The sequence below is a fragment of the Ferrovum myxofaciens genome (genome assembly GCF_000735045.1).
In the GTDB taxonomy this organism is placed as follows: Bacteria; Pseudomonadota; Gammaproteobacteria; order Burkholderiales; family Ferrovaceae; genus Ferrovum; species Ferrovum myxofaciens.
This window is the reverse complement of sequence record NZ_JPOQ01000015.1, coordinates 1-24,456: the sequence shown is the minus strand read 5'-3', so window position 1 is coordinate 24,456 and position 24,456 is coordinate 1. Positions and strand designations below refer to the sequence as shown.

Genomic DNA, 24,456 nt, shown 5'->3' with positions numbered 1-24,456 from the left:
TTTTTCTAAGAAACAGCCGTCCGTTCCGAAATACCAAGACGCATGGTAATCAAAAACTGCTGTTTTATATTGTCATAAAGCAAAAAAAATTTGTAAAACTCCCATCTCTAATTCCTTATCGGAAAAATTTCCTTTAAATTTAGCATATTTTTTCAAATCAATGCACTGCCATTTTCCCGATGCCAAAGTTGAATGCCTTCCCATGCCTCGGCAGCAGTTTCTGCGTACCAATACAGGTCCAGATCTTCCGCATCGATATGCCCCTGATCCAGCATGTATTCTGCGTCGAACACCCGACGCCAGTAGGCTTCGCCCACGAGGACGACCGGAATCGGCGCCACCTTGCGGGTCTGAATCAGGGTCAGAGCGCCAAATAACTCGTCCAACGTACCGTAACCGCCGGGCAGCGCCACAATAGCCACCGCACGTTTCATGAAATGAAGTTTCCGCATGGAAAAATAATGGAACTGAAAACACAATCCCGGCGTGATATACGGATTGGGAAATTGTTCACGCGGCAGCGTTATGTTCAACCCGATGGAAGGCGCCCCCTCCTCAAAGGCACCGCGATTGGCCGCTTCCATGGCGCCGGGCCCTCCCCCGGTCATCACCACCAGACGGCCCCCCCCCGCATCGTTTCCAACCTTCCCCACCAGCCGCCCCAATTCCCGCCCTACCTCGTAATAGCGCGCCAGGGACAGACGATTTTCGGCCAAACGCCGTTCCCGTTCCAATTGGGGATCGTCCGGCGCCTGCAGGCATTGCGCCATGATCCGTTTCAACTCGTCTCCCGCCACGGCGGGTTCACGCAGACGGGTGCTGCCAAACACCACGATACACCGCTCGATGCCCTGGTCGTGCATGCCCTGTTCTGCCTTGGCGTAATCCAGTTGAAGCCGCACACCGCGCGCAGATTCGGACTGGATGAAGTCCGTGTCCTCGTCCGGTTCCCGATAGGAAGAATGTTCGAGGATCGCTTTCAGACGTTGTTCCAGTTGAAGATCCCCAGGATCTCTTTTGGGGTGGGACCAGGGCAGGGGTTGCTTGCGGCGCAGGGGATCGGGAGGGGTGGGAATATGCGGATAAGGGCGTTTCATCCAGGGTCTCCTGAGGGTTATAGATCAACGGTGAGAGTCAAATTCTCCCGACTGTACCAGTTCAGCCGCCCGCACCACGGCACGGGCCTTGTTGACCGTTTCCTGCCACTCCGCCGCGGGGTCCGAATCCGCCACGATGCCGCCGCCAGATTGAACCCAGAGTTGCCCCCGGGCAATGACTGCCGTGCGAATGGCAATAGCCATGTCCATGTTGCCATCAAACCCCAGATACCCCACTGCACCGCCATAAATCCCCCGGCGCGTGGATTCCAGTTCGTCGATGATTTCCATGGCCCGAACCTTGGGGGCACCGGACAGGGTGCCCGCCGGGAAGGTGGCGCGTAACACATCCAGCGCCCGCATTCCCGGACGCAGACGTCCCACCACGTTGGAAACGATGTGCATGACATGGGAGTAACGTTCAATGGTCATGTTTTCGGTCACCTTCACCGAACCCGTCTGGGCAATCCGACCCACATCGTTGCGCCCCAGATCCATGAGCATGAGATGTTCAGCAATTTCCTTGGGGTCCTGCAGGAGTTCCCGGGCCAGAACTTCATCTTCCACGGAATCTTTACCGCGCGGACGCGTCCCTGCAATGGGACGAACCGTCACCTCGCCGGCACACAGGCGGACCAGAATTTCAGGCGAGGCACCCACCACCTGAAACTCTCCAAAATCGTAGTAGAACAGGTAAGGTGAGGGATTCAATCGACGCAATGAGCGATACAGGGACAGCGCCGAAGTCTCGAAGGATTGGCACATCCGCCGGCTGAGTACCACCTGCATGACATCCCCCGCCTCGATATAAGCCTTGGCCCGCTCCACCATGTGCCGATGCTGGTCCGGAGACATATCCGACAAGGGAGTCATCAGGTTATCCGGCGCAGGTTCCGGCAAACGGACCCCCGCCCGCAAGGCTTCCTGCAATTCCGCCAAACGTGCTTCTCCCCGCGCCCGTGCCTCCGGGAGACCGGGATCCACATACACGATGAGATGCAGGAGTCCGGACAGGTTATCGATGACTGCCAGTTCCGTGGTCAATAACAGCAGAATGTCGGGCACGCCAACGTCATCGGGTTTCCAGCCGCCGGACAGGCGAGGTTCGATATAACGCACGATATCGTAACCAAAATATCCGGCCACGCCCCCGTGGAAGCGGGGCAGATCCGGCGCAGGCGCGGCCTTGTACCGATCGATGAAGTCCTGAATGAAAACCAGCGGATCCGGACATTCCACGGTTTCCACCACGACCCCCTCCGTGATCACTTCCACCCGGTAACCGGTTACCTGCAAACGGGTTCGGGCGGGCAATCCCACGAAGGAGAAACGACCGAAACGTTCCCCCCCCTGTACCGACTCCAGCAGGAACGAAAAAGGACGGTTTGCCAATTTGGCGTAAACCGCCAGCGGGGTTTCGAGATCGGCAGGAACCGTCCGTACCAGGGGAATCAGGTTAAATCCGGCTTCCCCTCCTTCCGCAAATGCCGTTTCAGTCATCGGGCCAGTTCGGCACGCATCGCATCGATGGTGGCCTTGTAATCTTTGGTGTTGAAAATGGCCGAACCCGCCACAAAGGTGTCCGCGCCTGCCTCGGCCACGGCGCGAATGTTGTCCACCTTGACCCCGCCGTCGACTTCGAGCCAGATATCCCGTCCGCTGGCGGTAATGCGCTGACGCGCTTCGCGCAATTTATCGAGCGCCGAAGGAATGAAGGATTGCCCGCCAAAACCTGGGTTGACCGACATGATCAGAATCAGATCCACCTTGTCCATGACATGATCCAGATAATTGAGCGGAGTCGCCGGATTGAACACCAGACCCGCCTTGCACCCCTGATCACGAATCAATTGCAGGGTGCGGTCCACATGCTCCGAAGCCTCCGGATGAAAACTGATGATATTGGCCCCCGCTTTGGCAAAGTCCGGAATGATGCGGTCCACCGGCTTGACCATCAGATGGACATCGATGGGCGCCTGGGTATAGGGTCGGATGGCCGAACACACCAGGGGGCCGATGGTCAGGTTGGGTACATAGTGGTTATCCATGACATCAAAATGAACGATGTCTGCACCGGCGGCCATCACCTGGGATATCTCCTCCCCCAAACGGGCAAAGTCGGCGGAGAGAATACTGGGGGCAATGCGAAAGGTCATGACGGAACTCCTTGGAATTTGATTCACGGAAACGGATTAAAGTGATGACATTCTAACAGGCCGAAGCCCGGTAATGGTACGCTATGCGCATGACGCGCCTTCTGATTTCTGCCTGTATTCTGGTTCCGTTCCTGCTGGCAGGCTGTGCCACCCCGCCTCCTGCCCCACAATCTGCCGCCTCCGCGCCCCGGCCCGGTGTCTGCGCGCCCGTCTCTCCAGCCTGCCCCCAACCGGTAAAAACCGTCTCAACCCCGGCGGAAAACCTTGCGCTGCCCCCGCCAGGACACCTGGTCCGTACGGATTTCAGCCAGTTACCCCACTGGGACAGTGGGCTCAGTCCGGCCACCTGGAATGCCTTTCTGGAAAGTTGCACCCGCCTGTCCCAGGATGCACCCTGGACCTCCCTCTGCCAACAGGCCACTGCCCTGGGCCCCTTTGATGCCCTCACCATGCGTCGGTTCTTCGAACATTCCTTTGACCCCTGGCAGATCCTCAACCCGGACGAATCCCCTCAGGGTCTGATCACCGGTTATTACGAACCCCTTCTGCAGGGCAGTCTGACGCGTACCGCAGTCTACCGTTTTCCTCTCTATGGCCCACCGCCAGATCTGCTGACCATCGATCTGGGCGACCTGGCCCCCGACCTCAAGGGACGGCACCTGCGCGGACGACTGGTGGGCAACCGGGTGGTCCCGTATTTCTCCCGCGCCGAGATCGACCTCGAGGATGGGCCCCTGACCGGTCACGAACTTCTCTGGGTCGACAACCCGGTCAAATTGTTCTTCCTCCAGATTCAGGGGTCCGGGGTGGTCCAGTTGCGAGACGGACGACGGCTGCATGTGGGGTATGCGGATCAAAATGGCCATCCGTTTCGTTCCATTGCCCGCTATCTGATGGAACAGGGACAATTATCCCTGGCCCAGGCTTCGATGCAGGGCATCGAAGCCTGGGCGCGGTCACACCCCCAGGATCTCCAGGCCGTGCTGAACCAAAACCCCAGTTTCGTTTTTTTTCGTCTGCTTCCGCCGGACCTGCCCGGCCCCCTGGGAACCCTGGGCGTTCCTCTGACCGGTCAGGCCAGCCTGGCGGTGGATACCCAGGTTATTCCCCTAGGCGCGCCCGTCTTTCTGAGCACCACCTGGCCAGGCCGAAACCAGCCCCTGGATCGACTGATGATGGCCCAGGACACAGGAGGCGCCATTCGTGGTGCGGTCCGCGCAGATTTTTTCTGGGGCTTTGGAGTCGAGGCCGAAGAAGCGGCCGGACACATGAAACAGGCAGGGCAACTTTGGTTACTTTATCCGCACGGCGTGCAACCGCCTGCGGCGCACTGACCAGAAAGTCGGGAACAGTTATAATGCACGGTTACTATCAGGATTCCGGGAACGCCCTTGTCTGATTCCTCTGCTCATCAACTCCATGCCTTCGGCCTGAACCACCAGACCGCACCGGTGGCAGTACGCGAACGAGTAGCCTTCCCGCGGGAACGCCTGCAACCGGCCCTGAGTGCCTTGCTCTATGCCACCCCCGCCGAGGAAGCGGTAATCCTGTCCACCTGCAACCGCACGGAAATTTATTGCAAAACCCCCCATCCGGAAACGGTGGCCGACTGGCTGGCGGATCATCATGAGTTGACGGGTTTCGACCTGTCCCAATATTTGTACCACCTCGACGGCAGTGCCGCTGCCCATCATGCTTTTCGTGTGGCTTCCGGCCTGGATTCCATGGTATTGGGTGAAACCCAGATTTTGGGACAGGTTAAACAGGCGGTCCGCCTGGCCGATGAGGCCGGAACCCTGGGCCCTCTGCTCAATAAAATGTTTCAAAGCACCTTCTCCGTGGCCAAGGCGGTGCGCAGTCAAACCGGCATTGGGGAACGGACCGTCTCCCTGGCTGCAGCGGCGCTCAAATTGAGCGCCGACGTACTGGGTCCCATGAACGAGCAACAGGTTCTGTTCATCGGTGCGGGGGAGATGATCGAACTGGTGGCGACCTATTTTCTGGCACGCCATCCCCGTGCCGTCACCATCGCCAACCGTTCCCCCGAACGGGGTCAGGCCCTGGCCCAACAACTCGGAGGGCGTTACCTCCCCCTGAGCGAACTTCCCCTGGCCCTCGCCCAGCACGATGTGATCGTGTCTTCCACTGCCAGTCACCTGCCCCTGATCGGCAAGGGCATGGTGGAACGGGCGCTGCGGGAACGCAAACATCGCCCCATGGTCATGATCGATCTGGCCGTCCCCCGCGACATCGAACCTGAAGTCGCGCGCCTGGAGGATGTCTTCCTGTATACGGTGGATGATCTGGGCAAGGTCACCCAGGAAAACAAGGATTCGCGCCAGTTGGCCGTGGAGGAGGCCGAATCCATCATTACCCGGCATGTGGAAGACTTTCTGGGCTGGATTGCGGCCCGCAGCGTGGTACCCACCATCCGTTCCCTGCGCGAACAGGCGGAGCACTACCGCCAACTGGAACTGGAAAAGGCACTGCGCGCCCTGAACCGGGGAGACGAACCCACCAAGGTCATGGAACAGTTATCCCAAAGTTTGATGAACAAGTGGCTCCATCATCCGGTTCAAGCCCTCAACCAGACGCGCGGCTCTACCCGCCAGTCACTGGTGGATGCCATTCGCCATTTATTTCCCGAGAACCCCGCGTGAAAGATTCATTGCTGCACCGCCTGGAAACCCTGCGCACGCGCCTGATCGAACTGGATCACTGCCTCCAGGCCCCGGATGTCACACAACAACTGGACCAGTACCGAAAATTGACGCGCGAACGCGCCGAACTGGTACCGGTGGTGGAACTGTACGATGCCTACCGGCATACCCTCGCGGATATGGAAGCTGCCGCCACGCTGGGACAGGAAGATCCCGAATGGCGTCATTTTGCCGACGAAGAAACCGAACAGGGCAAACGCCGTCTCGAACAGTTGGAAGCAGCCATTCAAACAGCCCTGTTGCCCCGCGACCCCAACGATGGGCGAAATATTTTTCTGGAAATCCGGGCCGGCACCGGCGGCGATGAATCTGCACTGTTTGCCGGTGATCTGTTTCGCATGTATTCCCGATTTTCCGAACGACTGGGCTGGCGCACCGAGATCATTTCCCACAATCCCGGAGAAATGGGAGGGTTCAAGGAAATCATCTTTCGCATCGAGGGAGCGGGCGCCTATTCGCGCTTCAAATTCGAGTCGGGAGGGCACCGCGTTCAACGGGTCCCTGCCACCGAAACCCAGGGACGCATCCATACCTCGGCCTGTACCGTTGCCGTTCTGCCGGAAGCCGATGAAGTGGGGGAAATCGCCCTCAATCCCGCAGACTTGCGCATCGACACGTTCCGGGCCAGCGGAGCAGGGGGGCAACACATCAACAAGACCGATTCGGCGGTGCGCATCACCCATCTGCCCACCGGGTTGGTGGTGGAATGCCAGGACGGCCGCAGCCAGCACAAGAACAAGGCTCAGGCTCTGGCCGTGCTGGCCGCACGGTTGCGGGACAAACAGGAACGGGAACAGCATGCCCAGGTCGCTGCCACTCGCCGCTCCCTGATCGGCAGTGGCGACCGGTCCGAACGCATCCGTACCTACAACTTTCCCCAGGGGCGCATTACCGATCACCGCATCAATCTGACCCTCTACAAAATCGAAGCCCTGATGGACGGCGACCTGTTTGAGTTGACCGAAACCCTGATGACCGAACATCAGGCAGATTTACTGGCCGGTTTGGCAGAACCCTCCGAATAATCCATGGTCAGCGTGGCCAGCCTGCTACTCGAAGGATCCCTGCCCCGTCTCGAGGTGCGTCTGCTCCTCCAGGCGGTGTTGCAATGCTCCCTCACCACTCTGATCAGTGCGCCCGAACGCTGTCTCGGCGAAGAAGAAATCGCCCATTTCCAGGCCCTGCAGGCACGCCGCCAACGGGGGGAACCCATGGCCTACCTGCTGGGAGAACGGGAGTTTTATGGCCTCTCTTTCCTGACCACCCCCGCCGTCCTGATTCCCCGGCCCGAAACCGAAGAATTGGTGGACTGGGCACTGGAAACCTCCGCCCCCCCGGCATCCCTGCACTGCCTCGACCTGGGCACCGGGAGTGGCGCACTCGCCCTGTCCTTGCAATACCACCGCCCACACTGGCAAGTCAGCGCCACAGACCATTCCGCTGCTGCCCTGGCCCTGGCCAAAGAAAATGCCGCCCGTCTGCTTCCTTCTTCGGGTCCGGTTCTGAACTGGTATCTTGGAAATTGGTTTGAGGCCTTGCCCAAGGGAGAAACCTTTGACCTGATCCTGTCCAATCCGCCTTACATTGCCGCCGCCGACCCCCACCTGGACCGGGGAGACCTGCGCTTTGAACCCCGTCAGGCCCTGACCGCCGGCCCCAGCGGCACGGAAGATCTGGCGCACATCATTGCCCAGGCCCCTCTCTGGCTAAAACCAGGAGGAAAATTGCGGGTGGAGCATGGCTTCGATCAAGGCGAGTTTTGCCGGTCCTGTTTCCTTCGGGCCGGGTTTACACAGGTCACAACCCGAACCGATCTGGCCGGGTTGGAGCGCCTGACCGGAGGCCAAAGGTCATGAGAACGGGAAGGTCATTCCCTTTTTGATACGGCCAGCGTTAGAATGCCGACTTCCCTCATCACCCTCAGGAAAGGTACTTTCATGGACAGGCCAGCGAACTCCTCTCCGGATACCCGCCGGGTTTCCCTGCTCCCGGGCACGCGCAAAATCATCGAGGGCGTGGAACGGGTATATTACGAAGGTTACTGGATCCGTTACTACCAACCCCCGGCCAATACGCTGAGTGCCAAGCGCCACCTGATCACCGCGTTGACCCGGCGCCTTTTCAACCACGTCGAGCATGGCATCAATATCTCCGGCGTACGTCTGCAGCAGGCCCGCCATGCCTATGAAACGGCCCTGGATCCCGCCCTCAAACGAGTCAATGGCGCCATGCTGGCGGGCGCCCTGTTCAATCGAGCCTCGGACATCATCGCCAAATTGGTGGAAATCCAGGAGCTGGGCGTGGAAATTCGTTCAGACAATGCCCTGCTGCGGGAATGCGGGAACTGTTTGCAGGAAGCCTTGACCCTGGGCCGTCTGGTACTGCATCGGAGTGGCGAGGAAGGCATCGACGAACTCTGGGGCGAACCCCTGCATGCATTCTCCATTCCGGTGGAAGACTTTTTTGAAAGCCGTTATCTCAAAATTGCGTCCACCCTGCGCGATGTGGATCATATCGGCGCTGCCTTGACCTGTTGCTTTGAAGAGGATGGGGATTTTGCGGCGATTGTACCCCTCATCCGGTGCGCCATCGAAACTGCCCACCGCAAGGTGGAAACCCTTCAAACCGACGATCTGATCTTCACGGTCTGGCCGGAATTCGTGGTTGCAGGAGAAAACCTCATTCATTATCGTCCGCCCTCGGCCTCTGCAGAGGATATCGAACGGGTGCGCCACCAGGAGCACGGATTGCAACTGGTGGCGCAAGGTTGGGCAATTTTGAACGACATTTCACGTGCCCGCACGCCCATGCCAAAAACTACCCAATCCTTCATCCGGCGCCTGGAGGCCTTCCGCCAAAGCGGCACCTGCCCGGGTCTGCTGGTCCCGCTGACCGTTCCCGACTGAGTTTCCCCCAACGATCAACCTGCCATAAGGGACTTCAGTTCTCCGCTCTGGAACAACTCGTCCATGATGTCCGATCCCCCGACGAACTCACCCTTTACATATAATTGGGGAATGGTCGGCCAGTTGGCATAGGATTTGATGCCCTGACGAATCTCGGGGTTTTGCAGTACGTCCACCGAGAAAAAGTCCTGCACCCCAGATTGGCGGAGCAGACTGACGGCCTTGGCGGAAAACCCACATTGTGGAAAATCGGGACTGCCCTTCATATACAATACGACGGTGTGACCTTTGACCTGTTGATCGATGATTTCTTGAATGGACATGATGACTCCTGTAGGAATGAATACCCGGTGGACGAACCGTTCCGGGCCTGGCTTCTCCTATTATATTGGAATGATTCCAATCCTGCTTTGTCTGGGGGTTTCTTCCTCCGCCTGGGCCTGGGGCGAGGAGGGTCATGAAGTGGTGGCTTCCATTGCCCTGAACTTCATGGCACCCGCCCAAAAGGCCCGACTACAGGCACTGCTGGCCAGCGACGAGGATCCACTCACCGCCCATGATCCCGTTTCCGTGGCCAGTTGGGCCGATCGTTTGCGAGAAGCCCCCGGCTCCGGGCGCACCGTCACGTTTCAGCATTCCCGCGCATGGCACTTCGTGGATATCGATCGCCACCATCCTGACCTGATGCAGGCCTGCCAGGATTTTCCGCTGCCGAGCCAGAATACCCTGGCCTCTGCAGGCCCTGAACGGGCCTGCGTCGTGGCTAAAATCGAACAATTCAGCGCCGAACTGGCCCGCTACAAACGGAGCGGATTTCAGCCTGCCGATCGTCCCGAGGCCGTGTTGGCCCTCAAATTTCTGATTCATTTGATTGGAGACCTGCATCAACCCTTGCATGCCATCGATGACCATGACCGTGGCGGCAATGAAATCAGGGTCAAGTGGGATCACCTCCACGCAGGGAGCCTGCATCATTACTGGGATACGGTGTTCATTGAACAGATGAATCCTGATCCTGCCCGTCTGGCCCAACGCTTGAGCGCCCGGATCACCCCGGATAACCTGCAGGAATGGCAACGGGGAACGCCCCGCGCCTGGGCAATGGAATCCTTCGCCACCGCCCGCAGCCAGGCCTACGACCCCTTGCCGGCCCCGGATGAAAAGGGCCATTACGCACTGACCGATGCCTATGCCCATCAGGCCATGGCAATGATCGCCTTGCAACTGGAAGAAGCGGGGGTTCGCCTGGCCAAAACCCTGGATGACTGTCTATGAGCAATCCGACCATCCTGCTGGTGGACGACGACGCGGATCTCCTCCATTTGCTCTCTTTGCGCCTGCGTGCGGCGGGTTACCGGGTCGTCAGTGCGGCCAGTGCCGAAGAAGCCCTGACACGACTGGCCACGGAACGCCCCGGGGTCGTCCTGAGCGATGTCCAGCTTCCTGGCATGGATGGACTCCGCCTGTTCGATGAAATCCATGGCCGGGATCCTACCCTGCCGGTGATCCTGCTCACCGCGCACGGCACGATTCCGGATGCAGTGGAGGCCACCGCCAAGGGCGTTTTCGGCTATCTCACCAAGCCCTTCGACGCAGCGCTTCTGCTGGCCAAAGTGCAATCTGCCCTGGACCTGTCCACTCCACCCCCGGAACCCCATCGCCCGGGCGAAGATTGGCGCGCGGAAATCCTCAGCCGTTCGCAGCGCATGGCCGAACTTCTGAACGAGGCTCAACTGGTGGCCCGCTCCGATGCCAGCGTATTGATTCGGGGCGAAAGCGGGACGGGGAAAGAATTGCTGGCCCGTGCCCTGCACCGTGCCAGTGTACGTGCGGCGCACCCGTTCATCGCATTGAACTGCAGCGCAATTCCGGAAGCCTTGCTCGAATCCGAATTGTTCGGGCACGAAAAAGGGGCCTTTACCGGTGCCGTCCAGGCCCACCAAGGCCTCTTTCGCGCTGCCCAGGGCGGCACCCTTTTCCTTGATGAAATCGGCGACATGCCCCTCAACCTGCAGGCCAAATTGTTGCGGGTTCTGGAAGAACGCATGGTCCGCCCCGTGGGATCGAATGTCCATCATGCCGTGGATGTGCGGGTTCTCTCTGCCACCCACCAGAACCTGGAGGCATCCATCGCCGCCGATCAGTTCCGGGAAGACCTCTACTACCGTTTGAATGTCGTCGAACTCATCCTCCCGGCCCTGCGCGAAAGACGGGAAGACATTCCCCTGCTGGCCAAGCATTTTCTGACCCGGCTTGGGAAAAAATACGGCAAGCACCTCAACGGATTTTCTTCCGAGGCGCTGACCGCCTTGTCCGCAGCGCCCTGGCCGGGCAATATCCGTCAACTGCATAATGTCATCGAACAGGTCTGCGCGCTCTCCACCACTCCCATCATCCCCCTGTCTCTGGTTCATCGGGCCCTGCGCCTGCCCACGGTGGAAATCCTCAGCTTGACCGAAGCCCGTGAACGCTTTGAACGGGAATATCTGATCGGACTGCTCAAACTAACCGAGGGTCAGGTGGCCGATGCTGCACGACTGGCGCAACGCAACCGAACTGAGTTCTATCGCCTGCTGCAAAAGTACGGACTGACGCCCGACAGCTTTCGCCCTGTCTCTTGATAGCGACAGGATCAAATGCTTAACTATCAACAGGTTAAATAAATCCCCCTGGAACCTGTCGGCTAACGACGACAACTTCCGGGAGGAAACCCGAAGCCAGCGCCAAATACCCCAGAAAAACCCCCTCCACTCTTCCTTAAAAATAATAAATATTGTTTTATTTCATATGATTGAGAAATACTTAAAGATATTGGCACAATCATTGCTTCAGTTACCAGCATGAATCCTTACGACCTCATACCGCTGACACGTCCTGATCTTCAGGCCCCCCCACTCAACCGGGGATCCATGATCTCCCGACCGTGGTCCGGGTTCTGGAACGGGTTTCTGCAGTCCCTCCGCGCACTTCTGCACCCCCCCCGCAGGAACCGCGCAGAGGCCCCCCTGCAGGCCTGGGAAACGGCAGCGACTCTTCGGCGCCGCGCTCTGGGCGCAGGGATTCTTTTTTCTTCAGTACTGGCCGGATGGAGCCAATGGCCCCAGAACCTCCAGGGTCTGGGAGCCTTGCTCGGCTGGACCCAATGGACCCTCTTCGTCCTGTTATTTGCCTGGGTTAGCGCCGGTTTCCTGACGGCTGTGCTGGGATTCTGGGTGCAGTTGCACCCCGATCCCCACGCCCTGGCCGTGCCCTCCTCCCATGCTGACCTGCCCCTGGACCCCGGTGCCCGCACCGCGCTCATCATGCCCATCTGTCACGAACAGGTACGTAGCGTCTTTGCCGGGTTGCGTGCCACCTGCGAATCTCTGGCAGCTACCCGGGACACCACGCTGTTCGATGTGTTCGTCCTGTCCGACAGTAGCGATCCTGCTATTCTGGCCGAAGAACAAGCCGCCTGGAGGGAATTGCACGACCAACTGGGTCATCGCCTCAACCTGTTTTACCGGGTCCGCGCACGGCGGGGACGGAAGAAAGCCGGCAATGTGGCGGACTTTTGCCGGCGTTGGGGCAAGGATTATCGGTACATGGTCGTATTGGACGCCGACAGCGTGATGACCGGAAGCGCTCTCACCACCCTGGTGGGCCTGATGGAACGGAACCCGAGCGCCGGCATCATTCAGACCTTGCCTCGCTCCGTGGGACTGGACACGGTTCACGCGCGTAGCCAACAATTTGCGGGGCGAGTCACCGGTCAATTATTTACGGCAGGCATGCAATACTGGCAACTGGGGGAATCCCATTACTGGGGACACAATGCCATCCTGCGGATCGCACCTTTCATGCGTCACTGCGGACTGGCCCTGTTGCCCGGCAAGGGCAATTTGAGCGGAGAAATTCTCTCCCATGATTTTGTGGAGGCGGCACTTCTGCGCCGTGCAGGCTACCACACCTGGATCGTCCCCGGCCTCGAAGGCAGTTACGAACAGCAACCCGCCCACCTTCTGGAAGAGCTGCAACGGGATCGACGCTGGTGCCAGGGCAATCTCAAAAACTTCCGCCTGCTCTGGGAACCCGGATTTCATGCGGTGCATCGCGCCATGCTCCTCACCGGCGTGCTGGCCTACGCCTCGGCTCCCCTCTGGATGGCGTACATTCTGGTCAGTCTGAGTCTGACCGCGCTCAACCCCCATACTCCTCTCCTGCCCGCACTCTGGCCCGTGACCTTGAGCATGCTTTTCATTCCACGCCTGCTGGCCCTGCTGGCCCTTTTCAAACGGGGCGAACAGGCCAAATTCGGGGGAACTTCCACCCTCCTGGCCAGCGCCTTCACCGAAGCCACCCTCTCCCTGTTGCAAGCCCCCCTGCGCATGGTTGCTCATACACTCTTCGTGCTTACCGCCCTGACCGGATTCAGACTGGAATGGAAATCCCCCGCACGGGAAGCCTCTACCCTGGCCTGGCGCAGCACCTGGCAACATTACCGTGGCCTGTTCCTGATTGCGACCGGCGGCCTGGCATTGGCCTCGCTGCGCGGACCGACCCTGATGGTGGACCTGCTCCCCATTGCCCTGCCCTGGTTGCTGGCAGCCCCTCTGGCCATTGCCACCAGTCATTCCACCCGTTTTCTCAAGATGCGCGGGCTTTCCTTGCTGGATATCCCGGAAGAACGTCGCATTCCCTCGGTTCTTCGTCGCGCATGGCACTATGCAGGCCTGCAACCGCTTCCTTCAGGGGTGAGTGCCCGCTTTGTCCGGTCCGGGACGGGAACTCAAATTGCGCTCGATCGCGCGCAGTTCCTGAATCTGTCGCGCTAGATTATCGGCCCTTCCCTGCAACTCCTGGGACTGACGGGTCAGTTGATCCGTCTGGAGTTCCAGAAGCGCCTGGGTGTCCGCCCATTGCTTCAACCAATGTGTCAAAGGAAGCAGTTCCGCATGATCCCCTTTTTCCTCTTCACCCACCAAGGTCTGCAACAGGATCACGGCCTGCTGGGTCGTTCCTGCCTGATGTTGCAACAGCAGCAATTGAGCCCGCCGTAACCGGTCCTGGGACGTTTCCGGGGCGGGTTGCGCCACCAGACTGGACAGGATTTCACTGCGTACCTCGGGAGACAGGGTCATATCCTGATCCAGTTGATCCAGAGCCATGACCATATCCTCGCCGTCGGCAGGGATCACATCAGGGAGGTGCTTCACCTCATCCACCCCGGAAGACAGGGAGGGCGCAGGGGGGGGTGAAATCACGGGATGGGGCGCAGGCGTCGCACAACCCACCAGAAACGTTACCCCCATCATTCCCAACACCACAGGAATCTTTTTCTCCTGTCTTTTGACCAAAAATTCCATTTTCATGCCCGATCCTTGCTTCCTTTGCTTCGTTGACCACCGGTTTCGCCGGTATCACGAGGCATTTCCACACAAAAAACAGCCCCGCCGACTCCGTTATCCTGAGGAATGAGCGAGACTCCTCCGCCATGGGCCTGAACCAATGCACGGACAATGGAAAGTCCCACCCCACTGCCCTTGCGCGCGCCTGCAGGTTGACGTTTACCTTGATAAAATGGATCAAAGATGTGCAGTGCATCCTGAGGATCGACGCCGGGGCCCTGATCCTGGATCATCATCTTCCACCCCTCGCTCCCTTCCGAAAGGGTCAAGCGGATCAACCCGGACACCGGAGAGAAACGAATCGCATTGATCAGCAGGTTCCCCGCCACGGTTTCCCATTTATCCGGATCCAGCCAGACCCGCGCCAAGGTTCCCTCGATTCGAACCTGCAGTGACTTGGCCTGAATCTGCAAACGCTGGCGTGTTACCAGATGGTCCAGGAGAGCGCGCACATCCACCCAGCGCTTTTGCAGATACTGAGCGCCCGATGCTGCCGCATTGTACTGCAGGAGACCTTCGATCTGGTGTTGCAGCGCCAGAGAGTTTTCCCGCAAGATCACCAGGATTTCCCGTTGTGCTTCATTGACCGGACCGGGCACCTGCTCTTCGAGCAGGGCCACGCCTTCCCGAAGATTGGCCAGGGGCGTCTTCAACTCATGAGAAATATGCCGCATGAACTGAAGTTTATCCGATTCCAGATCCGCCAGTCGTTGTTGCACCCAACGCACCCGTTCCCCCAATTGACGAATATCCGTCGGCCCTCCCAGCGGTTTCAGGGGAACCTTCTGAGACCGTCCCAACTGGCGAATGGCACGGTCCAACTGGGCAAAGGACCGTGACAACCATGCCCCCAAACCCAGAGCCAGTACCAGGGCCAGTGAAGATGCCGTGACCCCCATGTTGATCAAGACTTGCCTTTGGCGTTCAAACTCCTGCAACAAGGTTTGATCCTGTTCGGCCAGACGGGTTTGCAGCACACTATCCAGTTGTTGGTCCAGTTGTCCCAACTGATGAAATACCGCATCCAGGTGTGCGGTGGGGATACTCATTCGTTCACTGTGTTCTTCAAGCAAGGGAGGAATATTGGCATCCGCCAGTACGCGCCATTGCTGAGTCAGGGGAACGAGATCCGCCGGACCTGCATGATCCAGTTCCTTCAGTACAGCCAGACTTTGCATCCAGCTATGACGGATATCCAGACGCAGGGAAGGATCATGCAACACCAGGTATTGGCGTACCTGACGTTCCAGGGCAACGGTGGTTTCCTGTAACTCGCGCACCTGCCCGGAACGTTGCAAGGCCTTGGCTGGAAAGTCCCGACTGTCTCGACTCAACGTATCCACCGCCACCAGGGCACGCACCAGCGCCCCCCCCAGCAGGATCAGGATCCCGGCAAAGGAAGCCCCCAACAACTGTTTGAACGAGAAAGGAAACGGGGCATGGGACACCAACCGTCTGAAACGTAACCAGCGCACCTAGGCCTCCTTCCGGGAATCCGCAGGACGAATCCCGCTGTCGCGCCGATCCTCGGCAAAGCGCAGGGCCAGTTGTTGGTAGAGTTCCGGTCCGAAATAAGCACTGATAGCGCGCGCCAGAAAGGTCACCGCCAGGAGAGGCAGGGCCATGCGATGCCCGTCCACCATCTCGATCACGATCAGGGCTGCCGTGATCGGTGCTTGGGTGACGGCCGCCAGAAAACCGGCCATGCACAGGGTCACCCAGGGAACCAGGTCGTGGCTGCCCAGGGCGGGGGCCAGGGTTGCCCCCAGGGTGCTGCCCACCGCCAGGGCAGGCGCAAAGATCCCGCCGGGAATCCCCGAATAGTAACTGATCACGGTGGCCAGAAAACGGGCGGGCGAAGCGTACCAGGGCACGCTCTGAACCCCTCCATTCACCAGAGGCAGGGCAAGGGTATAACCACTCCCGAAGGAAAGCCCATGAGTCAGCAGACCCAGCACGGCGATCAACACCCCACAGATCCCGGCAAACACAATGGGATTTTCCTGACGCCAGCGCCATAGCCCCCAGGCCTGCCCCTGTTGCGGCCACAACAACAGGCGGCTGAAAAGCCCGCCCAGCAAGCCGCAAACCACTCCACTCACCAGCACGGGACCCATGATATGGTAATCCAGACCGTGAAGAGTAATGCGCCCGAAATAATTGTAGTTTCCCAAGAGGGCAATGGAAGTCAATCCGGAAACGATAATCACTCCGAGCAATACACCACTGGTGCGGGTTTCCAGTCGACGCCCCAACTCTTCGATGGCAAAAACCACCCCGGCCAGAGGCGTGTTGAAAGCCGCCGCCACCCCGGCAGCACCGCCTGCCAGAATCAGATCGCTGGGGCGCAGAACTCGGGAACGGGGCAGATAGCGACGCGCCAGAAAGACCAGCGACGCCGATACCTGCACGGAAGGCCCCTCGCGCCCTGCGGAAAAACCGCCGGTCAAGGCCAGTAATCCCACCAATACCTTGCCTACGGCAATTCGCAGAGACACCAGATGCTGAACGGGTTTCCCCTGGGCAACCAAACGGGTGGCAGCGATCACTTGCGGAATGCCACTTCCCTGTATGCCCGGAAATACTTTTTGAGTCAGAGCCACGGACACCATGCCGATGAAAGGGGTCCAGATCAAGGGTAACCAGAACCAGTGTCGATCCAGAGCAAAAAAGAACGCCAGGGCCAGGTCAGCTCCCTTGGCAAACCCCGCCACCGCCAAACCCGACAGGGCCGCAAAGCCCCACAGAACGAGACGCAAACGCCAGCGCGCCCGACGCCATGGGTTGAGGGAGCGCTTCAGATGAAGGAATAACGGCATGGCTGGAGTCTAACCCAGGTTTACTTCCCCCAGAGAAATACCTTCTGGTTTTTCCTCGTCAATATCCGGGAGAAGTATGGGAAAATCCTTCTGCAACACGATAATGCCCCTTGATGACCGCCTGTTCATGGCATGATAATTGCTTTATTCCCTGCAGGATGAAAAAAATCAGGGGGGTCACTTCCAATGAATCAATTTTGTCGATAACCCTACAAGGTTGTGATACCCCCTTCAATCTCCCAAATCCAAGCAATGCCTTATTTGTCCATGGACCCCTATCAAAGAGAGAACATCACCCGTGAATTCCGTTGAAGAATTTTTAGCTTACTCCATCAAGCTCGAAGAAGAAGCCGTTCTTCGTTTTGACCAACTGGCGGACGCCATGGCATCCGTCGGCAACAAGGAAGTCGGGATGCTGTTTCGACGACTGGCCGGGTACTCCCGTTTGCACTTGAGCGACGCACGGGCACGGGCAGGATTTCGCGATATCCCCACCATTGTTCCGGGAAGTTTTCACTGGCCCGACATCGAAAGCCCGGAGACCGCAGCAATTTGGGCCACGGATCCGCAAATAGGTCGGGGACAAGCCCTGGAAATTGCGCTAGACGCCGAACGGGCAGGACTGGAGTACTACACCAGCATCGTGGAGACGACCACGGACCCTGAAATTCTGATGCTTGCGCGAGAGTTTGCCAAGGAGGAATCTCAACATGTAGCTGAACTGGAGAAATGGGTTGCGCTTCATGCCGCCGGCAAGCCATTACCGATCGATCACTGAGGCATTTATCCCTGTTTGTCGCCCTTTTAAGACACTTCAAGGACAGGATGATTACTGGTCACCCACTGCGCAATGGTCCATAAACGCGTCGAGATTCATTGGGTTGGCGATGAAATAGCCCTGTGCGATATCGCAATTCAGAGTTTTCAATATTTCCCAATCCTGTTGGGTCTCCACGCCCTCGGCAACGCTCTTGACCCGCAGTTTGCGCGCCATGCCAATGCTGGATTCCACCACAATGCGCAATGATTCGTTGCTGGCAATGTCCTTCACAAAAGACTGGTCGATTTTCAATTCGCTGAAGGCAATCCGCATCAGTTGCTGCATGCTGGAATAACCCGTACCAAAATCATCGATGGAAAGACCAAAGCCGTGCATGCGCAAACGCGCCAGATTTTCCAGGGCGTGGGCCACATCGGTCATGGCAGCCGACTCGGTAATTTCAAGAACAATGGCGCGAGGATCCACCCCCGCATCGAGCACCCCTTGCGTAATCCGGTCGGCCAGGGTAATGTCGGTGAGGGAGGTCAGGGATAAATTGATCGAAATGACCAATGAATGGCCTTTATCCTGTAGGGAACGGCAGGCAGCCACCGACTTTTCCAACATCATGAAAGTCAGTTCGTCCATCTCCTTTGCCTTCTCCAGAAGCGGGATAAAGGCATAGGGAGTGATCACGCCATACTCGGGATGAATCCAGCGCGCCAGCGCCTCTGCTCCCATCAACCGTCCTGTTTTCATGTCCACTTTGGGCTGGAAATAGGGTTCGAACTGTTTCGCCTTCATTCCCTGCCGGATTTCCTCCAGAGTAAACACCTGTACGGTGCCATGGGGTCGTTGCGCCCTGCTGCCCCGCTCGTAACGGAGGATCAACGCCTCGAGTTGAACCCGCGTGAGGGGTTTTTCCACCGCCCCCAGCAATTTGACCCCGTAGGCTTCGGACATCTTTTCCACCGAAACCAGCAATACCCGGTCCAACATGCTGAGGATGATGACCGCAGCCGCATTATTTTCCTGCCCCAAATGGCGCAGGAATGCCATACCATCCATTTCCGGCATGTCCATGTCGCAAAGCACGATGTCCACTGGCCGGGTGTGCACCGCATGCAGCATCTCGAGCGCCTGCCTGCCATTACCGGCTTCACGCACCTCGGCGGCCCCCAGAGAGTGCAGCATGGTAACGACCATTCGGCGCTGAAAATCATCGTCTTCCACCACCAGAAAATTCAATTCACTCGCAGTCATTCGCTTTCCCCGTTCGAATCCTTCAATTCCATGCAATGTTCTTTCAGTCCTTTGATGGCCGCATCCAGTCCGGTCATGGCCGAGCGCGCATCGGCCAGTTTTCCATCCCGCATCGCTTGCTCGATAACAGCGCAAGCGGTGGCGATATCCGTTGCCCCCACCATCCGGCTCGACCCTTTCATGCGATGGGCCGTGCGCTCACCGTTGACGTGATCCCCCCGTTCCAGAATTTCGCCCAAATGGACACGGTCGACGCAAAGATGTGCCTGAAAATCGCGCAGCACCCGGATTTGATCGGCATGCTCCGGCACCACTTTACTGAACGCTGCATAATCGATGGGGCAGGAAGTCGTCTCTTTGCCGTTCCCGGTTTGCGGCGAAGTTGTAGTTTGAGGATTGTCCGTCTCAGCGATGTGTAACCATTTTTTCAGCATCTCTTTCAATTGCGACAGATCTGCAGGTTTAACCAGCAACGCATCCATGCCAGCGTTCTGGCAGTGTTCCTTTTCTTCGGCAAGGGCATTGGCCGTCCAGGCGATAATGGGCGTATGCGGCAGTCTTTTCCTGGTCTCGATCCGACGTATTTCCTGCGTAAGCGCATACCCGTCCATCTCCGGCATGTGACAGTCGGTGATCACCAACGCAAAGCGCCCCTCTTGCCACAGAGACAGTGCGACTTGCCCATTCTCTGCGGTTTCAGCGCGCAAACCGAGCAACTTGATCTGACGCGCCAACAGATCGCGGTTGATCGGATGATCATCCACCGCCAACACCAGCGGCGCATCCGCGCCGCCCTGCAGAAGCGGTTGAACCTGCTTTCGTGTCACCTCGGACAAGGCAATCACCCCCATATCCCCCGGCGTCGCAGAAACCGGCAGGCTGAAGGTCACGCTGAAGGTGGAACCCCGACCCGGTTCGCTCACCAGTTCCAGTTGACCGTCCATCAAATCCGTCAGACGGCGGCAAATCGACAACCCCAATCCCGTCCCGCCGTACATACGGGCAGTATCGGCACTCTCCTGACGATAGCGTTGAAACAGGTGCTGCTGGACTTCCTGGGCGATACCGATGCCGGTGTCCTTGACCGAAAAGCGTATGCGCTCACCGCTGTCAAGTTGCTCGAGAAGTTCGGCACGCAGTTCGATCTCTCCAGACTGGGTGAATCTGAGCGCATTGCTGACGAAGTTGTTGAGCACCTGGGAGAGGCGCAACGAGTCGACGATATGCGCCGCAGCAAGCCGGGCATCGGCATGTTGCCACAGCAGCAGGGACTTGGAACTGGCCACCCGTGAATAAGTGTTGACAACCTCTTGCAGCAACCGGGGGTAAGTGTTGACAACCTCTTGCAGCAACCGGGGGATCGAGATGGATTGAGGTGAGAGCGTCAATTTTCCCGCCTCGATCTTCGACCAGTCCAGGATATCATTGACGATGCGCAGCAAACTCCGCCCAGAATCCCACACCGCCCTCAAAGTCTGGTCCTGATCGTGATCGAGGGGGGTCAGTGAAAGCACCTCCAGCATGCCCAACATTCCCGTGAGCGGCGTGCGGATTTCATGGCTCATGGTGGCAAGGAACGAATCCTTCGCGCGATTGGCCAGTTCTGCGACCTCTTTCGCAACGAAAAGTTTTTGTTCGGCCTGTTTGCGCTCGGTGATGTCATGAACGACGCCGATGAAGTGGCGCTCACCTTCCAGTTGCATCTCGCTCACGGCCAGATACATCGGAAAAACACTGCCATCCTTGCGCTGCCCCTCGACTTCGCGCCCGGTGCCAATGATGTGCGTCTCCCCTGTGGCCAGATAGTGTTCGATGTAGCCATCATGGTGACTGCGATAGGGTTCCGGCATCAACATGCTGATGTTCTGTCCGACAATTTCGTCGACCTCATAGCCGAACAGGAATTTTGCCGCCAGGTTCACCGTCTCGATGATACCCCGCTCATCGATGGTAATGATGGCATCCACCACCGTATTCAGAATTGTCCGAATGCGCGTGGCGCTGTCGCTCAGTGCGGTCTGGGTTGCGTATTCCCTGCTCACATCGCGAAACACCAGCACCGTTCCAATCACCTCACCCGCACGATTGCGAATGGGGGCACAACTATCGGCAATGGCGCACTCGCTGCCATCGCGGGCAATCAACAGGGTATCGTTGGCCAAACCATAAATGACGCCTTGCGCCAAGGTTTCCGCCACCGGAAGAAAGGCAGGCTGACGGGTCTTCTGGTTGAGGATGTGAAAAACGTCTTCCGCCGGTCGACCGGCGGCTTCCGCTTGAGACCAGCCGATCAGCCGCTCTGCAACGGTATTCAGGCGCGTCACCCGACCTTCGGCGTCCGTGGCCAGCACCCCGTCGCCGATGGAGTTGAGCGTGACGGACAGATTTTCTTCGCTGACGCGTAAAACCTCATGAGCCTCGCTCAATGCCTGGTTTGCCTCTTCCTTGACCTGAAGTCGCAAGCGCGTTTCGCGAGACACGATGTAGGCGGAGAGCAAGGCCAACCCCATCGCCAACAGACTGGCAAGAGAAATCGACACCAACAACAGACTCAGATACCTGTGAAATCGAATCGTGCGCTGTTCCAGCAATTCATTTTCCTGCTGGTTGAAGTCGCTCAACCCGGCGCGAATTTCGTCCATCAACTGCTTGCCCGAACCGCTACGCAATATTTTTAGTGCGTCTTCGACGTGTTGGTCGGCATATAACGCCAAAACTTGCCTCAACTCCCGCAACTTTGCCTCGACCAGGGGGGCCAGCACATCCAACCGGCGTTCCTGGGCCGGATTATCCTGAGCGAGTCGGCGCAATTCCGCCAACTGGGAGGGGATACGGTCACGCACTGCCAGATAAGGTGCCAGAAAGGCTTTATCCCCCGTCAGCAGGTAGCCGCGCTGACCCGCCTCCGTATCTTTCAGGCTGGAAAGCAACACGTTCGCCTTGTCCAATACCAGAAAAGTGTGTCTCTGCCATTGATCCGCATCTTCGCTCTGTCTGAACAACCAAAACGACAGCAGCGCCACCAGCACAATCAACAGACCTGCACTGCCAAACCAGACCGCTATTTTAGAAGTAGTTTTCAAAGAATTCTTCTCCTTTGAATCTCTTGCAAAAAAAATTTAGCCACCACGTTGCAGCATTGTAATCGTTAACTGGACGGCGAAATATTTCTGTCAAAAAAATTTACCTGGAGTTTTATCATAGAGGCAAAAATCGCGGGAAAAATTTGACTCCCGTAATTAGCCAGACTAGACTAACAGCGTATTTAACAGGAAGAAATCATGCAAACCATTAACATGCTGCAAGCCAAATCTTCCCTGTCTCGTCTGGTAGAAGACATCGAGCAAGGCCGGGAACGTGAAATCATCATTGCCCGCAATGGTCGTCCTGCTGCCAGGTTAGTACCGATGGGTATGGCACCGATGGGTCAGCGCCTTGGTGTGGCTAGGGGTTTGTTTGAGGTACCTGACAGTATCGACGCGCACAACGATGAAGTGGCCCGATTATTCACGGGTGATGTGGGTAAGTCTTGAACCTGCTCCTGGATACCCATGTTGCCCTGTGGGCAATCACGGACAGCCCAAAACTGTCACAGAAAGCGCGGGACTTGATCAAATCGCCCAAAACAATCGTTTGGGTCAGTGTTGCGAGTGTCTGGGAGATTGCGATCAAGCATTCTTTGGCTCGTGGAGATATGCCGGTTTCTGGTCGCACTGCCCTGGGTTATTTTCAAGATTCGGGTTATCGATTCCTGCCGGTCGAAGCAGAACACGCGTTAGCCGTTGAAGAGTTACCCGCTCACCATCAAGACCCGTTTGACCGCATCCTTGTGGCCCAAGCGCTTGTCGAACCCATGCGCCTGATGACTCACGACCCTCTGGTGGCAGTCTATAGCGACACCATTATAAAAATTTGATCAGGACTGGAGATGGGCAACAAGAAGTGGCATATGGTGGCGAATCAGGGATTCGAACCCCGGACCTGCGGATTATGATTCCTTTATAATCAATGACTTACAACAATAAGCAACAAACTAAAGCAAAGTATTCAATCAGTTCCAAGGCAAGCAATTATCATACCCTTTTGTCGTTTATCGTGGTTATTTTTCTGTGAATGTCCCGCTAGTGTCCCATGGGACAACTGCCCCACAACTTGGCTTCATGGGGCATTGCGATTTCATCGGGTATGGCGTGGATATTCACCAGAATACGCAGCCGACTCAAACAAAACGCCGCGCATCCTTGAGCAGCAGGATCAGTTGCTGCTCGCGCACCGGCGTCGACGCGAAACCGAATCGCCGATAAAACGTCTCTGCCTCGGCATCAATAGGGTGCGTCAGCAGAGCCCGAATACCTGCATGCTCTGCAATTGCAACCGTTCGGCGAATAGCGTCTTGCAGCAGGCTGAAACCAAGACCTTGTTTTTGGTAATCGAGATCGACAGCAAGCCGCGCCAGAATGACCAGCGGAATCGGGTACTGGCCCATCCCGCGACGAATCCGCTCGGGAGCCTCGAGCGTGTCGATTTGCCCAACGGTCAAACTGAAGTACCCGGCAACGCGACTTCCATCACAGGCGACGAATGTTTTCGCTGAACCGCTACCTTGAGCTTGGCGTGCGTGACGCAGCAGCCAGTCGGTGAGGGCCGGCTTTCCGCAGTCAAATTCTTCCAGCCGATGATTCGCATCCAGTGACTGTGGTGCCGATAGACTCATTTTTCTGCCCACACCGGACGCCGGGAAAACAAATTGGCCAGACCAGGATTATCAGACTCCGGTCGATCCAGCATTTCCAGGAGCGCTTGGTACTGACTGCCGGAAACCATAAACAATCTCTGATCGAGCAAGGTGTGCTCGGCCGCTTGGTAAGCGGCATCGAGAATGAAATCAGTCAACGATTTGTGTGCGACCTCGGCGGCGCGACGCAGAACGGTTTCCTGTTCAGGTGTCGCGCGCAGCCCGAGCCGGGCCGAACGAGCGGTAGTAGTGGCAGTCATGGCAAATCCCCTTCAGATGTACAGTAGGCTCAATGTTAGTACAAATGACGCATTTTGTCTAGAAGGCGCTTTTCTAGCCTGCGCAACGCCCGAACCTCGGAGGGCGACTGGCTACCAGTCGGCAGCATCAAACCGGGCGAAAATGGCTGCCATTTCAGTCCGAAAAATGTTCGCAAAACCGGCCGTTTGTTCTAAAGCTGGGACTACAAGCTTGCGGACGGACTCGGTGTTAACCCATGTTTAACGCAGAGAATTTAATTTCTTTAACTATCAGTTTGTTACGACCACAAAAAAATCGGAGTGGCACTACATGCTCGTAATTTTGGTTTAACTGATCAGTTTTTTCGTTCCTC

Annotated in this window: 22 protein-coding genes; 11 read left to right on the top strand and 11 right to left on the bottom strand. The window is 57.6% G+C overall.

Annotated elements, in window-relative coordinates; translation table 11 throughout:
- Positions 1 to 152: 152 nt before the first annotated feature.
- The 3 genes from IV91_RS0103520 to rpe are packed head-to-tail and all read right to left on the bottom strand — an operon-like array spanning position 153 to position 3,253.
- Positions 153 to 1,097 carry an LOG family protein gene (locus IV91_RS0103520; protein ID WP_031596053.1) on the bottom strand — a complete coding sequence of 315 codons (945 nt, stop codon included), beginning with the start codon at positions 1,095 to 1,097 and terminating at the stop codon, positions 153 to 155.
- Between the two features lie 24 nt (positions 1,098 to 1,121).
- Positions 1,122 to 2,597 (bottom strand): anthranilate synthase component I, encoded by a 1,476-nt coding sequence (gene trpE / locus IV91_RS0103515; protein ID WP_031596052.1) that lies wholly within the window; start codon positions 2,595 to 2,597, stop codon positions 1,122 to 1,124.
- The gene (gene rpe, locus IV91_RS0103510; protein WP_031596051.1) at positions 2,594 to 3,253 is read right to left on the bottom strand and encodes a ribulose-phosphate 3-epimerase; all 660 of its coding nucleotides are present in this window, start codon (positions 3,251 to 3,253) and stop codon (positions 2,594 to 2,596) included. Before rpe ends, trpE begins: the two co-directional genes overlap by 4 nt.
- An 89-nt stretch (positions 3,254 to 3,342) precedes the next feature.
- Between rpe and mltA the strand changes: the two genes are divergently transcribed.
- From mltA to IV91_RS0103485, 5 genes are all read left to right on the top strand, one after another.
- Entirely contained in the window at positions 3,343 to 4,587 is a 1,245-nt protein-coding gene (mltA, locus tag IV91_RS0103505) for a murein transglycosylase A (RefSeq protein WP_084189898.1), read from the top strand.
- 57 nt (positions 4,588 to 4,644) lie between these two features.
- Positions 4,645 to 5,913, top strand: coding sequence for a glutamyl-tRNA reductase (gene hemA, locus IV91_RS0103500; RefSeq protein WP_031596049.1), 1,269 nt, complete (start codon positions 4,645 to 4,647; stop codon positions 5,911 to 5,913).
- Positions 5,910 to 6,998, top strand: a complete 1,089-nt coding sequence (gene prfA, locus IV91_RS0103495; protein WP_031596048.1) for a peptide chain release factor 1 — start codon at positions 5,910 to 5,912, stop codon at positions 6,996 to 6,998. The genes hemA and prfA overlap by 4 nt, the downstream gene beginning before the upstream one ends.
- 3 nt (positions 6,999 to 7,001) lie before the next feature.
- Positions 7,002 to 7,829: a peptide chain release factor N(5)-glutamine methyltransferase gene (prmC, locus tag IV91_RS0103490; protein ID WP_031596047.1), complete on the top strand. Its 828-nt coding sequence runs from the start codon at positions 7,002 to 7,004 to the stop codon at positions 7,827 to 7,829.
- An 81-nt stretch (positions 7,830 to 7,910) separates the two neighbouring features.
- Positions 7,911 to 8,879, top strand: coding sequence for a hypothetical protein (locus tag IV91_RS0103485; RefSeq protein WP_051861965.1), 969 nt, complete (start codon positions 7,911 to 7,913; stop codon positions 8,877 to 8,879).
- A gap of 14 nt (positions 8,880 to 8,893) precedes the next feature.
- Here IV91_RS0103485 and grxD read toward each other — a convergent pair whose 3' ends face one another.
- On the bottom strand, positions 8,894 to 9,202 hold the full coding sequence (gene grxD / locus IV91_RS0103480; protein ID WP_031596045.1) for a Grx4 family monothiol glutaredoxin: 309 nt from the start codon (positions 9,200 to 9,202) through the stop codon (positions 8,894 to 8,896).
- Here grxD and IV91_RS0103475 point away from each other — a divergent pair.
- The 3 genes from IV91_RS0103475 to mdoH all read left to right on the top strand — a co-directional run bounded on the left by IV91_RS0103475 (position 9,201) and on the right by mdoH (position 13,693).
- Positions 9,201 to 10,154 carry a S1/P1 nuclease gene (locus IV91_RS0103475; protein WP_160171517.1) on the top strand — a complete coding sequence of 318 codons (954 nt, stop codon included), beginning with the start codon at positions 9,201 to 9,203 and terminating at the stop codon, positions 10,152 to 10,154. The two genes, grxD and IV91_RS0103475, sit on opposite strands and share 2 nt — an antisense overlap.
- Positions 10,151 to 11,500, top strand: coding sequence for a sigma-54-dependent transcriptional regulator (locus IV91_RS0103470; protein ID WP_031596043.1), 1,350 nt, complete (start codon positions 10,151 to 10,153; stop codon positions 11,498 to 11,500). The genes IV91_RS0103475 and IV91_RS0103470 overlap by 4 nt, the downstream gene beginning before the upstream one ends.
- A 288-nt stretch (positions 11,501 to 11,788) precedes the next feature.
- Positions 11,789 to 13,693 (top strand): glucans biosynthesis glucosyltransferase MdoH, encoded by a 1,905-nt coding sequence (mdoH, locus tag IV91_RS0103465; RefSeq protein WP_084189896.1) that lies wholly within the window; start codon positions 11,789 to 11,791, stop codon positions 13,691 to 13,693.
- Here mdoH and IV91_RS0103460 read toward each other — a convergent pair.
- Genes IV91_RS0103460 through IV91_RS0103450 form a run of 3 tightly spaced genes read right to left on the bottom strand, consistent with a single transcriptional unit; the run spans position 13,607 to position 17,085 of the window.
- Positions 13,607 to 14,230: a hypothetical protein gene (locus IV91_RS0103460; RefSeq protein ID WP_031596041.1), complete on the bottom strand. Its 624-nt coding sequence runs from the start codon at positions 14,228 to 14,230 to the stop codon at positions 13,607 to 13,609. The genes mdoH and IV91_RS0103460 overlap by 87 nt on opposite strands.
- On the bottom strand, positions 14,227 to 15,741 hold the full coding sequence (locus IV91_RS0103455) for a sensor histidine kinase (protein ID WP_051861963.1): 1,515 nt from the start codon (positions 15,739 to 15,741) through the stop codon (positions 14,227 to 14,229). The genes IV91_RS0103460 and IV91_RS0103455 overlap by 4 nt, the downstream gene beginning before the upstream one ends.
- Positions 15,742 to 17,085: a chloride channel protein gene (locus IV91_RS0103450; protein WP_051861961.1), complete on the bottom strand. Its 1,344-nt coding sequence runs from the start codon at positions 17,083 to 17,085 to the stop codon at positions 15,742 to 15,744.
- 298 nt (positions 17,086 to 17,383) lie between these two features.
- Between IV91_RS0103450 and IV91_RS0103440 the strand changes: the two genes are divergently transcribed.
- On the top strand, positions 17,384 to 17,863 hold the full coding sequence (locus tag IV91_RS0103440) for a ferritin-like domain-containing protein (RefSeq protein ID WP_031596038.1): 480 nt from the start codon (positions 17,384 to 17,386) through the stop codon (positions 17,861 to 17,863).
- Between the two features lie 51 nt (positions 17,864 to 17,914).
- Here the strand turns inward: IV91_RS0103440 and IV91_RS0103435 are convergent, their stop codons facing one another.
- Together IV91_RS0103435 and IV91_RS16645 are read right to left on the bottom strand one after the other, a co-directional pair.
- A complete protein-coding gene (locus IV91_RS0103435; protein WP_031596037.1) occupies positions 17,915 to 19,108 on the bottom strand; it encodes an EAL domain-containing response regulator in 1,194 nt (397 codons plus the stop codon).
- Positions 19,105 to 22,191 (bottom strand): PAS domain S-box protein, encoded by a 3,087-nt coding sequence (locus IV91_RS16645; RefSeq protein WP_051861959.1) that lies wholly within the window; start codon positions 22,189 to 22,191, stop codon positions 19,105 to 19,107. Before IV91_RS16645 ends, IV91_RS0103435 begins: the two co-directional genes overlap by 4 nt.
- A gap of 198 nt (positions 22,192 to 22,389) precedes the next feature.
- Here IV91_RS16645 and IV91_RS0103425 point away from each other — a divergent pair, with 198 nt between their 5' ends.
- Both IV91_RS0103425 and IV91_RS0103420 read left to right on the top strand, forming a co-directional pair.
- Complete coding sequence (locus IV91_RS0103425) at positions 22,390 to 22,641, top strand: type II toxin-antitoxin system Phd/YefM family antitoxin (RefSeq protein WP_031596035.1); 252 nt, start codon at positions 22,390 to 22,392, stop codon at positions 22,639 to 22,641.
- The gene (locus IV91_RS0103420; protein WP_031596034.1) at positions 22,638 to 23,024 is read left to right on the top strand and encodes a type II toxin-antitoxin system VapC family toxin; all 387 of its coding nucleotides are present in this window, start codon (positions 22,638 to 22,640) and stop codon (positions 23,022 to 23,024) included. Before IV91_RS0103425 ends, IV91_RS0103420 begins: the two co-directional genes overlap by 4 nt.
- 303 nt (positions 23,025 to 23,327) lie before the next feature.
- Here the strand turns inward: IV91_RS0103420 and IV91_RS0103415 are convergent, their stop codons facing one another.
- Together IV91_RS0103415 and IV91_RS0103410 are read right to left on the bottom strand one after the other, a co-directional pair.
- Complete coding sequence (locus IV91_RS0103415; RefSeq protein ID WP_031596033.1) at positions 23,328 to 23,822, bottom strand: GNAT family N-acetyltransferase; 495 nt, start codon at positions 23,820 to 23,822, stop codon at positions 23,328 to 23,330.
- A complete protein-coding gene (locus IV91_RS0103410; RefSeq protein ID WP_031596032.1) occupies positions 23,819 to 24,103 on the bottom strand; it encodes a type II toxin-antitoxin system TacA family antitoxin in 285 nt (94 codons plus the stop codon). Before IV91_RS0103410 ends, IV91_RS0103415 begins: the two co-directional genes overlap by 4 nt.
- Between the last annotated feature and the right edge of the window lie 353 nt (positions 24,104 to 24,456).

Excerpts from the sequence above, each read along its gene's own strand:
- IV91_RS0103520 (WP_031596053.1), bottom strand. The coding sequence starts at position 1,097 with ATGAAACGCCCTTATCCGCATATTCCCACCCCTCCCGATCCCCTGCGC.
- trpE (WP_031596052.1), bottom strand. The coding sequence starts at position 2,597 with ATGACTGAAACGGCATTTGCGGAAGGAGGGGAAGCCGGATTTAACCTG.
- rpe (WP_031596051.1), bottom strand. The coding sequence starts at position 3,253 with ATGACCTTTCGCATTGCCCCCAGTATTCTCTCCGCCGACTTTGCCCGT.
- mltA (WP_084189898.1), top strand. The coding sequence starts at position 3,343 with ATGACGCGCCTTCTGATTTCTGCCTGTATTCTGGTTCCGTTCCTGCTG.
- prmC (WP_031596047.1), top strand. The coding sequence starts at position 7,002 with ATGGTCAGCGTGGCCAGCCTGCTACTCGAAGGATCCCTGCCCCGTCTC.
- IV91_RS0103485 (WP_051861965.1), top strand. The coding sequence starts at position 7,911 with ATGGACAGGCCAGCGAACTCCTCTCCGGATACCCGCCGGGTTTCCCTG.
- IV91_RS0103475 (WP_160171517.1), top strand. The coding sequence starts at position 9,201 with ATGATGACTCCTGTAGGAATGAATACCCGGTGGACGAACCGTTCCGGG.
- grxD (WP_031596045.1), bottom strand. The coding sequence starts at position 9,202 with ATGTCCATTCAAGAAATCATCGATCAACAGGTCAAAGGTCACACCGTC.
- IV91_RS0103470 (WP_031596043.1), top strand. The coding sequence starts at position 10,151 with ATGAGCAATCCGACCATCCTGCTGGTGGACGACGACGCGGATCTCCTC.
- mdoH (WP_084189896.1), top strand. The coding sequence starts at position 11,789 with ATGATCTCCCGACCGTGGTCCGGGTTCTGGAACGGGTTTCTGCAGTCC.
- IV91_RS0103460 (WP_031596041.1), bottom strand. The coding sequence starts at position 14,230 with ATGAAAATGGAATTTTTGGTCAAAAGACAGGAGAAAAAGATTCCTGTG.
- IV91_RS0103450 (WP_051861961.1), bottom strand. The coding sequence starts at position 17,085 with ATGCCGTTATTCCTTCATCTGAAGCGCTCCCTCAACCCATGGCGTCGG.
- IV91_RS0103435 (WP_031596037.1), bottom strand. The coding sequence starts at position 19,108 with ATGACTGCGAGTGAATTGAATTTTCTGGTGGTGGAAGACGATGATTTT.
- IV91_RS0103425 (WP_031596035.1), top strand. The coding sequence starts at position 22,390 with ATGCAAACCATTAACATGCTGCAAGCCAAATCTTCCCTGTCTCGTCTG.
- IV91_RS0103415 (WP_031596033.1), bottom strand. The coding sequence starts at position 23,822 with ATGAGTCTATCGGCACCACAGTCACTGGATGCGAATCATCGGCTGGAA.
- IV91_RS0103410 (WP_031596032.1), bottom strand. The coding sequence starts at position 24,103 with ATGACTGCCACTACTACCGCTCGTTCGGCCCGGCTCGGGCTGCGCGCG.